The organism is Azospirillum sp. SYSU D00513 (assembly GCF_017356015.1).
Taxonomy (GTDB): domain Bacteria; phylum Pseudomonadota; class Alphaproteobacteria; order Azospirillales; family Azospirillaceae; genus Azospirillum.
Genome location: NZ_JAFIQV010000033.1, coordinates 69,926 through 81,965 on the forward strand (window position 1 = coordinate 69,926; position 12,040 = coordinate 81,965).

The following is a 12,040-nucleotide window of genomic DNA, read 5'->3' on the forward strand; positions in this document are numbered from 1 at the left end:
AGCGGGAGTGCGGGCCATGCCGATACCGGCCGGATCGGTCGCGGTGACGGGAAAAGGCGGACAGGGAACGGCACCGGGCGGCGCCGTGACCTGGCTGCTGGCGGAGGAGACGCCGGTCGCCATCGAATACAACCGGCGCTCCCACGCCGTGATGATGGCGACCCCCGCCGACCTGGAGGACTTCGCGCTCGGCTTCAGCCTGTGCGAGGACATCGTCGCGGTAGCCGACGACGTCGAGGCGGTGACGGTGCGGACGGCCACGAACGGCATCGTCGTGAATGTCGACGTCGATCCGCTTCGCCTGCTGCGCGGCTCGCTCCGCCGCCGCTCCATGGAGGGGCGCAGCGGCTGCGGGATCTGCGGGGTGGACAGCCTGGGCAACGCCGTGCGCGACCCGCGCCCGGTCGCGCCCGGCTTCCGGCCGTCCGCAGAGGCGGTGGCGGCGGCCTTCGCCCGGCTTCCGGACCACCAGCCGATGAATCGCGACAACCGTTCCGTACACGCGGCGGCCTGGTGCGACCCGGCGGGCCGGATCCTGATGGCGCGGGAGGATGTAGGCCGCCACAACGCGCTCGACAAGCTGGTGGGCGGGCTGGCGCGGGCCGGCATCCCGGCCGGCTCCGGCTTCGCGGTGATGACCAGCCGCTGCAGCTTCGAACTGGTGCAGAAGGCGGCGGCGGTCGGCATCCCTCTGCTGGCGACGATGTCGGCCCCGACGGCGCTCGCCTTCGACCTCGCCCGCGCCGCCGGCATGACGCTCGCTGCCCGCTCGCGCGCCGACGGCGTGCTTCTTTTCCGCTGAGCTGACAGCCATCCGACTTCACAGGAGATGATCGTGGACGACAAACAAACGGTGGTGCGGATGGCAAACCAAATTGCCACCTTCTTCGAGGCCTACCCGCTTGACGAGGCCGCCACCGAAACGGCAGCTCATATCCAGCGCTTCTGGCCGCCTCGCATGCGCCAGGCCCTCATCACTCAAGCAACCACGGACACCGGATCGTTCCATGCCGTGGTTCTGCAGGCCATTCGTCAACTGCAGCCGGCGGCTGCATCCTGATCCCGTCGCATGATCGACCGCAGACACTGGAGCAAAGCACGGCGATGTGGCTAACGATGAACCAGTGCCTCTGGATTTCCAAGGCGGATCCTTGTACTGCGGCCCGGAAATGAGACAGGCGACTGTGCTTGTTCAGAGGGCCAAGGGCAGCCCGGCTTCGGAGGGCCGATCAACTCGGAGTTGGTCGGCTCGCACCTGAGCCGGGGAGCGGTGGCCATGCCGGGCGACGAGCCAAGTGTTGTTGTAGTGCCGGGCGAATTCCAGCAGGGCTTGCCGGAGTTCCTCGACGGTGTCGAAGGTGCGGACCCACAGGAGGTTTTCCTTGAGCGTCCGGATGAAGCGCTCGGCCACGCCGTTTCCCTCCGGCTCACGCACGAAGGACGGCGAACTGGTGATGCCCAGGTACCGGATCTCGTCCTGGAAATCGCCGGACATGTAGTTTGAGCCGTGGTCATGGCGCAGCTTGAGCCCGGTGGCCACGCCTGGGCCGATGCGGCCGAAATGGCGCAGCACGCCTTGGCGGACCGTTTCCAGAGCCTCAAAGCGGTTGCCGCTCTTGGCGGCGTGAATGCCCACCACTTCGGTGTTGGCATGATCGACGGCGATGAAGACGCGCGCCACCCCCTCGGCTGCAGTGATCGTCTCCGTCATGTCCGTGCCCCACATCGTGTTCACCGTCTCGATGACGATGGTGCCGTCGTGCACCCGTGTGCGCCGCCGCCCGACCCGATGCGCGGCCAGCAGCCTATGTGTGCCCATCAGCCGCCTCACTCGGCGGGCCGAGGTGCGGATTCCTGCAAAGCGTAGGGGTGCCTAGATCTTGCAGTAGCCCTCCCCATGGAAGCGTGACCCCAGGATCTGCTGGCGGATGTGCTCAACCAGTTCCGCATCTGAACAGGGATCAAGCGGCCCAGGACGCCTGGGCGATGACGTCGGGCGCCCTGCCGAGATCAAGCGATGCCGGTAAACCGTGGCGCGGGACACATGCCAGAGCCGGGCAACACGGGCCAGACCGTAAGGGCGCTGAATGGAGGGCGAGAGGGTCTGGCTCATCGTCTCGACCTCCGTCGGGCCAAAGGGCGTTTGCCCTCCAGCGCGGCGATTTTCTCCTCCAGCAACTCGTTGGCCATAGTGATCTCGCCAACCTTGGCCTTCAGGCGCGCGATCTCCCCATCACGTTCGTCGCGTTTCCGCTCCTTCATGGCCGACGCGGCCGACGCCAGGGCGCGCTCACGCCACTCGGACAGGCGCGCCACGGTGACGTTCAACTCGCGGGCAACCACCTCCAGCGGCTCGCCGCGCAGAAGACGCGTAACCGCGGTCAGCTTGCGTTGCGCGGAGAACCGCTGGGGAGCGCGGGCCTCCGCGCCCAAGGGGGCGCCTGCGCCAGCGTTGTGGGCGCGCTCCGGCGCCCCCTCGGGCTTACGCCCCTGTTCCTCGTTCATCTTCTGACCTCCGGTTGCGGTTCATTTTACCGCAGCCAGCTGTCTCATCGAACCGGGCAGCACCCCATGGTCGTCCTGAACCGGCTGAAGCCGCGGGCGCTCGACAACGCTGAGACTAAGCGCTCGCTCACCAGGAAGGGGGCCGACTTGTGCCCCGTCGAGCTGCCAGACCTGAACGAGGTTCACCGCGCCTATGACATCGAGGTCGGCGTCATTGAGGTGGACGGCGCCAAGGCGTCCGACGACATTGAGGCGCTGTGGGCGTACCTGCGCAAGCGGCTGGGGATTGCGTGATGAAGCTGGTCAAGAAGGGGCAACTGCTCGACAGGCGGGCTGATGTGGTGGCTGCGGCGCGCGGAGAGGTGCGGCCGGACGAGCCCATCAAAATTCTCCAGATGGAGAACTTTGAGCAGGCTGAACCGCGCCGGGTTTCCCGGAGGCTCCATTTTCTGAAGGAGTGGGGTCATCATGACGAAGCAAGCATCACCCAAATACGCCCCTGAAGTCCGCGAGCGCGCGGTTCGGATGGTGTTCGAGCATGAAGGCGAGCACGCCTCGCAATGGGCGGCGATCAGCTCGATCGCGTCGAAGGTCGGCTGCAATCCCGAGACGCTGCGGAATTGGGTCCGGCAGGCCGAGCGCGACCAGGGCAAACGGCCTGGCCCGACGACGGATGAGCAGGAGCGGATCAAGGCGCTGGAACGCGAGGTCCGGGAACTGCGCCAGGCCAACGAGATCCTTCGCAAGGCCTCGGCGTATTTCGCCCAGGCGGAGCTCGACCGCCCGTTCAGGAAATGATCGCCTTCATCGATGATGCATCGCGCCGCCCACGGGGTCGAGCCGATCTGCAAAGTGCTGCCGATCGCCCCGTCGACCTACCGCGCCCATGCCGCCCGCCGGGCCGATCCGTCAAAGGCACCAGCCCGTTCGCGAAGCGACGCGGAGCTGAGTGTGGCTCTCCAACGGGTCTGGGATGAGAACTTCCAGGTCTATGGGGTGCGGAAAATCTGGCGGCAGTTGCGGCGGGAGGGCATGGAGGTGGCGCGCTGCACGGTGGCTCGGCTGATGCGGCAGATGGGCCTGAAGGGTGCGGTGCGCGGCAAGGCGGTGCGGACCACGATCAGCGATAAGGCTACGGCTTGCCCCCTTTGCGGCGGCAGCGGTTCCGATACGGAACCGCGAGAGCCCGCGGACCGGGTGAACCGTCGGTTCCAAGCGCCACACCCGAATGCCTTGTGGGTCGCGGACTTCACTTACGTCGCCACCTGGCAGGGCTTCGTCTACGTGGCCTTCGTCGTCGACACCTTCGCCCGCCGGATCGTAGCTGCGCTGGCCCTTCGGGCTCGGCTGGCGGGTGTCGCGCACAGCCCACGCCGGCTTCGTGCTGGATGCCCTGGAGCAAGCGCTTCACGACCGCCGGCCGGCCAAGGGCGGCGGACTCATTCACCATAGCGACCGTGGGTCGCAATACGTTGCTATTCGGTACACCGAGCGTCTTACCGAGGCCGGCGTCGAATCCTCCGTGGGCAGCGTCGGCGACAGCTACGACAACGCCTGGGCGAGACGATCAATGGCCTCTACAAGACCGAGCTGATCCGGCGCTGCGGGCCGTGACGCACCCTGAAAGCCGTGGAGTTCGCCACCCTGGAATGGGTGGATGGGTTCAACCATCGGCGTCTCCTCGCACCCATCGGCAACATTCCTCCCGCCGAGGCCGAGGCGCGCTACTATGCCCAAGCGGAGGACGTCGCCAGGGCGGCGTGACTCAACACAAACTGCCTCCGGAAAACCCGGCGCGGTTCAGCGCGGCGGCCCGGGTCGGCCTGCCGGAGGCTCTGTCGCCGCATTGGCTGCGCCACGCCCACGCCTCCCACGCCCTCGACAACCAGGCGCCGATCCACTTGGTGAAGGAGACCCTCGGCCACGCCTCCATCGCCACGACGGGCAAATACCTGCATGTGCGGCCCAACAACAGCTCCGCCCTGGCGCTCAAGGTCTGAAACGGGAGACGACGGCATGACCACGACGATCTGGACCACGCGGCACGCCGTGGCGCGGGCGCACGGCTGCGATCTGACCGTGCTGTGGCGCGGGCCCGACAGCTGGGCCTGGATCGTGACTGTGGTCGGCGCTCAGGTGGACGCCGGCGTGACCCGCTCCCTGGAGCGCGCCCAGAGCGCAGCCCTGGAGGCTGCCCGCCGGCATGCCCTCGGCGGTGGGCAGATCCAGCTGGACATGTTTTAAGCCGCGCTTTCGGTGGGGCGGATGGAGCTGGTTCGGTCGTCGCATGCCGCCAACTGGCCTGGGGCGCGCTTGATAGCGCTCGGACCGTTTTCCCGGAATGCCACGCTACGGCTCGTTCACAGGAAGAAGGGACGGACCACGGGGGGCCTGTGGTCCGTCCGAGTGCCCTTTAGAGGCGAGCACCGACAAGACGCGGTACAGCCTCTTTTACGTTGTCGCGTAGACCCTGGATCAGTGATCGGGGTTCGGCAGCAAGGCGGCGGGCCCGCCCGGCCCTGCCAGTTTCATGGAGCCGGTCGTCACGCTTCGTGCGCGCGCTGTCGGGCGAATGGGCTGCGCAGCCGCGGCCCGAATGCAGCGGTTCGGGACTGCCGCCAGAGCGCGGTGTTGCCGACGCTGCTGCCGCTCACCGTGGCGTCCCGCACGGCTTGCTGCTGGTGCAGCCAGGCGGACAGGTTCTGCTCGAATGCGGTCGCCTCGCGCGGGTCGGCAACGTCGAGTTCGATGGAGGCGTTGAGCACCATTCTCATGGCCGCGTTTCCTCTCCTGCTGATCGGTTGGCAGCGTGCGGATCCGCATGCCGCCAGCGCTCACGGCGGGGCGGGCGCCAGGACTCCATCTGTGCCGGCGAAGCACGGCGTGAAGAGGGAGGGGGCAGGGATGCGGAATCGCCATGGCGGAGACACCAGACCATCCAGAAAATGGAAGCGGCGGAGGCCCCGCTGGGAGGGCTCCGCCGCTCGTGTGTTGCGCGCCGCGCTGCCAAGGGGACGAGCCGCGCGCTCTCGGCCGTTGCTTGCATGACGCTGGTGACGTTCCGAGTGAGACCAGCCGCGCTCATCTGTCCCGTGTGGGACAACCCCGCGCGAGGGAAAGGGGTCTCAGGCCGGTGCGCCTGGGCTGCGTCGTGGAAGCCGGGCCATGGGGGCTGATCGGTGGATCAAACCTCTCCTGCTCGTGGTGAAGGGAGAATGCCGGCGGTTCGGCCCGGAAACCGCAGGGACTTGCCGTCCTCAGTGAGCCTCGGCGCGCAGGCCGACGATGCCCGCGTCGGAGAGCTGGGGAGCCGACACCACCGGCGTGGCAACGATGGCCGAGGAGGCGGACAGGCCGAGCTTGCCGCGGGCGAAGGTCAGCTGGTCTTGTGCCTGGCCCTGGTAGCCCCGGGCGTTCAGCGAGCGGGCGGCGTTCAGCGCCGGGATGGCGGCCTCGCGGGTGTCGCGGTCGGCGACCTGGCTGGCAACCTGCGCCTCGGAGAGCTGCGAGCCGAAGTCGGCGGCGAAGCCCGTGCCTGACAGCAGGGCGACGGTGGACAGAGCGGCGGCGGCGATCGTGGTGCGGATGGTCATTAGAAGTCTCCGAGGTTACAGCCCCCTTGAGGGTGTGGGGGTGAGGTGGCGGCCGGCGTCATGCCGGCCGTGAGGGAAGACTGCTGCTCGTTTCAGATGAAAGCCGGTGCGATCAGTGCGCTTCGGCGCGCAGACCGATGATGCCGTTGTCGATCGGCTGGACCGCCGCGCCCTGGGAGCTGGCGACCACCGGGGTGGCGATGACGGCTGAGGAGTTGGACAGGCCGAGCTTGGCGCGAGCGTAGGTCAGGTAGTCCTGCACCTGCTCCTGAGCGCCCCAGGCGCTGAAGGACTGCGCAGCGTTCAGCGCCGGCGCTACCGCCTCGCGGGTCTCCCGGTCAACCTGCTGGCTGGCGACCTGCGCCTCGTTCAGCTGAGTGCCGAAGTCGGCGGCGAAGGCGGTGCCCGACAGCAGGGCGACGGTGGAGAGCGCGGCGGCGGCGATGGTGGTGCGGATGGTCATGGAAGGTCTCCTTGGAGGTTGCGCCCCCTTAGCGGTGCGCCGGGGACTGAGGGGATGGCCGGTGTCGTTCCGGCCGTGAGAGAAAGCTACGAGTTCTCCGCGTTGCGATAAACGCTCAATGCGGAAGCATACTGTTCATGAACTGAGAACAATGCGGCGGAGGCCTGGAAGGGAAGCGATAGGCCCCCGCCGCTGCGGTCTGGAGGGTCAGTGCGCTTCGGGGCGCAGCCCGACGAGGCCGCTGTCCTGCGCAACCTGGAGTGCGGCACCGGAGGCGACGACCGGCTGGGCGGTCTGGGCCTGGGTGACCGGCAGGCCCAGCTTGCCGCGGGTAAAGTTCAGGTACTGCTGCGCCTTCGCCTGATTGCCGCCCTGGGCATAGCCCTCGGCCGCGCTGAGGTGGATGGTGGCGATCTCACGGGTTTCGCCGGCGGCGCCGGCGGCTTTCGCCCTGGCCTCGCTCAGCTGCCGGTCGAAGCCCTCGACCGCCTGGGGAGCGGCGACCACCGGGGTGGCGATGATGGCCGTGTCGGAGAGGCCGAGCTTGGCACGGGCGTAGCTCAAGTAGTCCTGCGCCTTGTCCTGGGCGCCCCAGGCGCTGAAGGACTGGGCAGCGCTCAGAGCGGGTATCACCGCCTCGCGGGTTTCCCGGTCGACCTGATGACTGGCAGCCTGGGCTTCGGAGAGCTGCGAGCCGAAGTCGGCGGCGAAGGCGGTGCCGGACAGCAGCGCAACGGTGGACAGGGCGGCGGCGGCGATGGCGTTGCGGATGGTCATGATGGATCTCCTGATTGGCCCCATGGGGCCCGGGTTGGTCGCCGTCGCCCTCGTGGCGCCGGCTAGTTCGTTCTGGTGTTTCGGTGGCGACCGTCGATCGCCGTGAGGAAAACATACGCAGCGATTATGTCGTGTGCGATAGTGATGTGCGCATCAAAGCCGACTGGCTGCCATGCACATTTGTCGATGTCGATTACATCGTGCGCGATATATAAATGCCTGTTCGCCAGGAGGCCGCCATGACCCACGATGCTCCGAACCTCGACGAGTTCCTCTGCTTCGCCATCCATTCCACCGCGCGCGCGATCAACCGCGCCGCCAAGCCGTTGCTGGATGAACTCGGGCTTACCTACCCGCAGTATCTCGTCATGGTTGTGCTCTGGGCCGAGGACGACCAGACCGTTGGCCAGATCGGCGAGAAGCTGTTCCTGGAATCCAGCACGCTGACGCCGCTGCTGAAGAGGCTGGAGCAGGCCGGCTACGTGCGCCGCGCCCGCGATGCCGCCGACGAACGTCTTGTGCGCGTCCGGCTGACCGAAACCGGCCGTGCGCTGGGCCACAGGTCGGACTGCACGTCGAAGCTCCTGCGCAAAGTCCTGCAGGGCAACGAGGTCCGCGAACTCAGGGACCGGGTCGTCTCCCTGAGGGAGCGGGTGCGCGCCGCCGAACGTGACGACGCGCTCCCCACTGATTGACCAGTGCCGCGCGGCTTTGCTCGGAACGGTTTAGTCAATCAGTCTCATACCCGGCGCCTTCCCCCTCATGCTGATCTTGTCGCCACGAAACCTGCCGAAGCGTTTGGGTGACAGGCAGTGTGCTCTCAACGCTTGGCGGATCGTAAGAACGTGAACGCACCCGAGACGTAGCGTGTCCGTCCACCCCTCTTATTCAGGGAAGCCCCCAAACCATTCGTGGAAGCGTGCCAAGTGCCTCGAACGCCGTCCCGGTGGGTCCACAGGGCGACGGCCCTTCGCCGCGCTCTGTGGGCGCGCTACGGGCCTCCGCGCCCTATGGACTACCGGGACGGCTCAGCCTTTGCCCGACCACCTGCAGGTTTTCGAAAGCGCCTATGGTGGCCAGAGCGCGCCTCAAATGCATCATCCTTGCATCATTACCATGTCACGTTTGCACGATATTCGCCTCAGTTAGCATCATTCTTGCGCAATACCCGATGAGCGTTGCTCATCGGGGTCAGTTAGGACCCCCTGGCCGGCCATTTTGGCCGTCCTGCACGCCCCGGACAGGGATCGTTTTCCCTTAACTCGGTCGCTACACCATACGCACCCTACCGGGTGGCATAAACCATTGAAGGCATTGAAATTTTTCTGGGTGCTGTGGCTAGCTTTGTAGTGGTTCAACACTACGCTTACGGTGGTAAGCTCTTGATATTGTTGCATTACGCAGCACTACAGCAACACTACGGAGGCCCTCTTGACCATCTTGCCTGTAGCAACGGCCGAAAGAAGGCCATTTTGGTAGGGGGCTGGGAGGATTTGCGATGACACCGACCCTGGTCCTGTGGCCCCACCAGAAGGACGTTCAGATCGCGGCATACCGCCCATCAGGCCCGCTCGACGGAACCACCGTTCTCAACCCATTCCTTGAAGGCGCCGAGATTGCGGACATCGCGATAACCGAGATCCTGCAGGGATTTGCCGGCCAGTGCCGACCGGCCACCCGAGGCGCAGTAGAGGATCACGGTCCGGTTACGGTCGAATGCCGGATCATGGTAGGGCGACTCTGGATCGGCCCGGAATTCCAGCATCCCACGCGACACGTTCACGGCGCCGGCGATTTTGCCATCTGCCGCCAGTTCCGGCGGGTCACGTACGTCGAGCACCAAGGCATTGCCCTGCGCCACCAGAGCAGCCGCTTCCTCGTGGCTGATCCGCGGCACTGAGGCATTGGCAGCCGCAAGCATCTCCTTGATAGAGGTCGGCATCTCACCCCTCCCATGTTCCAAGACCGCACGGTCGGACAGCTCGATCCTAGATGAGCCAATCCAAAAGGGCGGAGAGAACCACGATGATGGTGACAGCGAAGATGATGAACCCAAGGGGGCCTATTCCATGCCCGTTATCGCCAGCGATCCTGTTCATGATCCATCTCCTTTCCGAGCTGGATGCGGAGAGAAAAAGGCTGCCGGGCGGCACCCGACAGCCTTCAAGTCTGCTGTGCTGTACCTGATCTGTACGATATCACAGATTATCAGTTAGACTGACTGTTCAAGAGAGGGAGACGCCTCTAGACGACACTCCCGAGCTAGAAGTTGCGACCCCGAAAGCTTTGGGCATCGATGGTGAATGGGAGGATCGCTGTGGATCTGCTCCTAACGGACGACCAGAAGCACTGGCTGCTCTCCGCGCATCCTGACACCTGGGAGCTGAAGCGCCATTCCGATGATGATGTGGTTATGGGCTGCATCAGGCACGGGCTCGTCACGAACATCGACTTGGTGGCGACACGCTGGCGGCTCACGGCAAAGGGCGGCGAGGTGGTGCGTGAATTGCGCGAGACGGCTTAACTGCTCCCGTGTGTTCCATTAGGGTCTAGGCCCGCTCGCCGAACCTGTCCCGTAATCCAGAACCGACCCAAACGGGGCACGGGACCCCGCTGTTCCCGTGTCTCGCTGGAACGTCCTGTTTGGGTATGCGCAGATAAAACAAGAGCCTGTGGGGATGCCCAAGGCACCCCATCTACAGACATGAGTGTCCGACGCTACAGCAAGGGCGGCCACCATGATCACCACCGCGATCCTGAACTGGGAGACACTTCAGGTGCTTCGCTTCACGCCAAGCTCCGGAGCCACGGTCCCGACCGCGTCAATTTTTACGATCGCGCGGGAAGCTAACCTAACACCGCATCAGGTTAAGGACGTCATGGACGCATTGGTCGCGCTCGACTACGTGAAGGCGTACAGGACACGCTATGGCACCGAATATGCGCGCACGTCCCGTGGAGATCGCCGCTTCTATGACACAGCAAAAAGGCGATGAGCAGTTTCATTTCGGTATGGCTTGATAGAGCTTAGCCCTTCTCATCACGCCGTCTTGTGATTGTCTGCCTAGCCTTTTCAATTCGCTCCTGTTCAACCTTAGCCGCCTTGTTGGCCTCCATGCTGCCTTTGAACGGGCCGGCGAGGGTCGCGATCAGCTTTCCGGCAGGGCAAACCATTACCACAGTATAAAATCCCTTTGGGTTGGATAGCTCTTGAACGGCGACCATCTGCATACCTCTGCATGCTTGTTGCGCTTGTGACAAAGCACTATCACGGCAACTATTGATTCGCCCCGTTAAAACATTATGACTAGGCTATACCATATTGCTGCTATCATAGGTAAGCTGGTATGCAGGACTACACAACGATTCTGTCCGCTATTCACAGTGCGATACGGAAAACCCGTGAACGAAGCCGAATATGCGGCTGCATCAAGGTACGGCAACGTCTAATCGGAGTTGAGCGGACGCTAGTAGGCATGTTGCTGAAAGCGGAGGCTGCAACCAAAGAAGGTGCACCCACATCCAATCAACAATTATAAAATATTCAGGCCTTCTTAGTTTATCTAAGTAATCCAGACACTCTCTCCATAGCAGAATTATAACTGCTAATTTCATACCACGATACCTGAAGCCAGCAGTCGATTGCGTATCATAATGTTACAATGGATTGTATCCAAACCGGGCTGATCTCTCTCTCAAATGCCAACAAGGAACAATGGAGGCTGACAGCACTGAGGGAGAATGGTCCACCGACTGCGAGCAGTGGCGTAAGACCTTGCTGGTGATGTGTTTATCTAGAGCATACCCAAACAGGACGCAGGACAGCGCCGCACCCACCTGTCCTGGAGCGTCCCCTCTCTCACAACCGGCACATCGGTGGACTGACAAACATTCCGCAGGGTTGACTATTAGCAACCCTAAAGAGCGCAGCTATGCGTGGGCGCTACCTTAGGAATGCGTCTTTTGCGTATACGGGATTTTGTATACCAGACTATATTCGTCTCAACAGAACGACACGACGTACACGCTGGAGAGACACCATGGCCTATCTCACTTCTTCGCATCTCGACACGGACGGCACCTCCTCGGGCATCCTCAAGGCGATCAGCGAGTTCGTCAGCGCCTGGGTCGAAGCCTCCGCCGCTTACGCCACCTACAGCGCGCTCTCCACCAAGAGCAACGCCCAGCTCGCCGCCCGCGGCCTGCGCCGCCAGGACATCGCCCGCTCCGCCATGGATCTGCCGGCGCTGATCCGCGAGTAAGCCAAACCGACAGACCTCATTCTTCCCATCGAGCGACGGAGACGAAAATGACCTACGCGACCTATTCGGATTTCGGTACCGACAAGCGTTCCTCGGGTAGCTTCCTGAAGGGCTTCATTGCCTTCATGAACGCCTGGATCGAGAAGTCCCGCCTGTTCGCGGTCATCTGACCAGCAAACGGCAAGGAACGGCCTCCAGATACTCCGTAGGCCGCTTCTATCTACACTGACGTCAAGCGCCGCCCATCCGGACGGCGCTTTTGTCGTTTTTAGGCCTGCCCACAATGGGCATTTCAGAATCGGTTACCAGCTTCGGCTATGCCGCATGATGGTTCGTAGCTGTGCCTTCGAGCCTCTACTCGACGCAAAATTATCAACCGCATGATTGCCTTGGGCTGCGGACAACAGTCGGACCGTCAAGATCCTCGATAGCGGGAGGTA

At 64.0% G+C, this 12,040-nt stretch carries 16 protein-coding genes, 3 pseudogenes and 1 other annotated feature; of the genes and pseudogenes, 12 read left to right on the plus strand and 7 right to left on the minus strand.

The features are described 5' to 3' along the window. Positions 1–16 precede the first annotated feature (16 nt). Together fdhD and JUB11_RS22515 are read left to right on the plus strand one after the other, a co-directional pair. A complete protein-coding gene (gene fdhD / locus JUB11_RS22510; protein ID WP_207461018.1) occupies positions 17–802 on the plus strand; it encodes a formate dehydrogenase accessory sulfurtransferase FdhD in 786 nt (261 codons plus the stop codon). 33 nt (positions 803–835) lie between these two features. Continuing rightward, on the plus strand, positions 836–1,060 hold the full coding sequence (locus tag JUB11_RS22515; RefSeq protein WP_348771491.1) for a formate dehydrogenase subunit delta: 225 nt from the start codon (positions 836–838) through the stop codon (positions 1,058–1,060). A gap of 132 nt (positions 1,061–1,192) precedes the next feature. Here JUB11_RS22515 and JUB11_RS22520 read toward each other — a convergent pair. Continuing rightward, positions 1,193–2,433, minus strand: a pseudogene (locus JUB11_RS22520) (IS3 family transposase). 138 nt (positions 2,434–2,571) lie between these two features. Between JUB11_RS22520 and JUB11_RS22525 the strand changes: the two are divergent. From JUB11_RS22525 to JUB11_RS22545, 5 genes and pseudogenes are all read left to right on the plus strand, one after another. After that, the gene (locus tag JUB11_RS22525; protein WP_207461020.1) at positions 2,572–2,799 is read left to right on the plus strand and encodes a hypothetical protein; all 228 of its coding nucleotides are present in this window, start codon (positions 2,572–2,574) and stop codon (positions 2,797–2,799) included. Then, positions 2,799–3,008: a hypothetical protein gene (locus JUB11_RS22530; protein ID WP_207461021.1), complete on the plus strand. Its 210-nt coding sequence runs from the start codon at positions 2,799–2,801 to the stop codon at positions 3,006–3,008. The genes JUB11_RS22525 and JUB11_RS22530 overlap by 1 nt, the downstream gene beginning before the upstream one ends. Beyond that, positions 2,974–4,269, plus strand: a pseudogene (locus JUB11_RS22535) (IS3 family transposase). Before JUB11_RS22530 ends, JUB11_RS22535 begins: the two are co-directional and overlap by 35 nt. Further along, positions 3,258–3,375: a sequence feature (AL1L pseudoknot), on the plus strand. It overlaps the preceding pseudogene by 118 nt. Next, positions 4,155–4,463: pseudogene (locus JUB11_RS33245) on the plus strand (tyrosine-type recombinase/integrase); the annotation flags it as partial. The pseudogenes JUB11_RS22535 and JUB11_RS33245, both read left to right, overlap by 115 nt. Positions 4,464–4,521: 58 nt before the next feature. Then, positions 4,522–4,749 (plus strand): hypothetical protein, encoded by a 228-nt coding sequence (locus tag JUB11_RS22545; RefSeq protein WP_207461023.1) that lies wholly within the window; start codon positions 4,522–4,524, stop codon positions 4,747–4,749. 299 nt (positions 4,750–5,048) lie between these two features. Here the strand turns inward: JUB11_RS22545 and JUB11_RS22550 are convergent, their stop codons facing one another. The 4 genes from JUB11_RS22550 to JUB11_RS22565 form a co-directional block, all read right to left on the minus strand. Then, on the minus strand, positions 5,049–5,279 hold the full coding sequence (locus JUB11_RS22550; RefSeq protein ID WP_207461025.1) for a hypothetical protein: 231 nt from the start codon (positions 5,277–5,279) through the stop codon (positions 5,049–5,051). A 483-nt stretch (positions 5,280–5,762) separates the two neighbouring features. Further along, a complete protein-coding gene (locus tag JUB11_RS22555) occupies positions 5,763–6,098 on the minus strand; it encodes a hypothetical protein (protein ID WP_207461026.1) in 336 nt (111 codons plus the stop codon). Positions 6,099–6,210: 112 nt separating this feature from the next. Then, positions 6,211–6,561, minus strand: a complete 351-nt coding sequence (locus JUB11_RS22560; RefSeq protein ID WP_207461027.1) for a hypothetical protein — start codon at positions 6,559–6,561, stop codon at positions 6,211–6,213. 207 nt (positions 6,562–6,768) lie between these two features. Beyond that, the gene (locus tag JUB11_RS22565) at positions 6,769–7,338 is read right to left on the minus strand and encodes a hypothetical protein (RefSeq protein WP_207461028.1); all 570 of its coding nucleotides are present in this window, start codon (positions 7,336–7,338) and stop codon (positions 6,769–6,771) included. Positions 7,339–7,577: 239 nt separating this feature from the next. Here JUB11_RS22565 and JUB11_RS22570 point away from each other — a divergent pair, with 239 nt between their 5' ends. After that, positions 7,578–8,033, plus strand: a complete 456-nt coding sequence (locus tag JUB11_RS22570; protein ID WP_207461029.1) for a MarR family transcriptional regulator — start codon at positions 7,578–7,580, stop codon at positions 8,031–8,033. 866 nt (positions 8,034–8,899) lie between these two features. On the opposite strand, the gene JUB11_RS22575 is transcribed toward JUB11_RS22570, so the two are convergent. Further along, positions 8,900–9,280 (minus strand): rhodanese-like domain-containing protein, encoded by a 381-nt coding sequence (locus tag JUB11_RS22575; RefSeq protein WP_207461030.1) that lies wholly within the window; start codon positions 9,278–9,280, stop codon positions 8,900–8,902. Positions 9,281–9,655: 375 nt separating this feature from the next. Between JUB11_RS22575 and JUB11_RS22580 the strand changes: the two genes are divergently transcribed. Both JUB11_RS22580 and JUB11_RS22585 read left to right on the plus strand, forming a co-directional pair. Beyond that, positions 9,656–9,862, plus strand: coding sequence for a hypothetical protein (locus JUB11_RS22580; protein WP_207461031.1), 207 nt, complete (start codon positions 9,656–9,658; stop codon positions 9,860–9,862). Positions 9,863–10,076: 214 nt separating this feature from the next. Beyond that, positions 10,077–10,334: a hypothetical protein gene (locus tag JUB11_RS22585; RefSeq protein ID WP_207461032.1), complete on the plus strand. Its 258-nt coding sequence runs from the start codon at positions 10,077–10,079 to the stop codon at positions 10,332–10,334. 31 nt (positions 10,335–10,365) lie between these two features. Here JUB11_RS22585 and JUB11_RS22590 read toward each other — a convergent pair whose 3' ends face one another. Continuing rightward, a complete protein-coding gene (locus tag JUB11_RS22590; RefSeq protein WP_207461035.1) occupies positions 10,366–10,569 on the minus strand; it encodes a hypothetical protein in 204 nt (67 codons plus the stop codon). 809 nt (positions 10,570–11,378) lie between these two features. Here JUB11_RS22590 and JUB11_RS22595 point away from each other — a divergent pair. Further along, positions 11,379–11,600, plus strand: a complete 222-nt coding sequence (locus tag JUB11_RS22595) for a hypothetical protein (RefSeq protein WP_207461037.1) — start codon at positions 11,379–11,381, stop codon at positions 11,598–11,600. A gap of 47 nt (positions 11,601–11,647) precedes the next feature. Then, complete coding sequence (locus tag JUB11_RS33250) at positions 11,648–11,770, plus strand: hypothetical protein (protein WP_282189138.1); 123 nt, start codon at positions 11,648–11,650, stop codon at positions 11,768–11,770. Positions 11,771–12,040 lie beyond the last annotated feature (270 nt).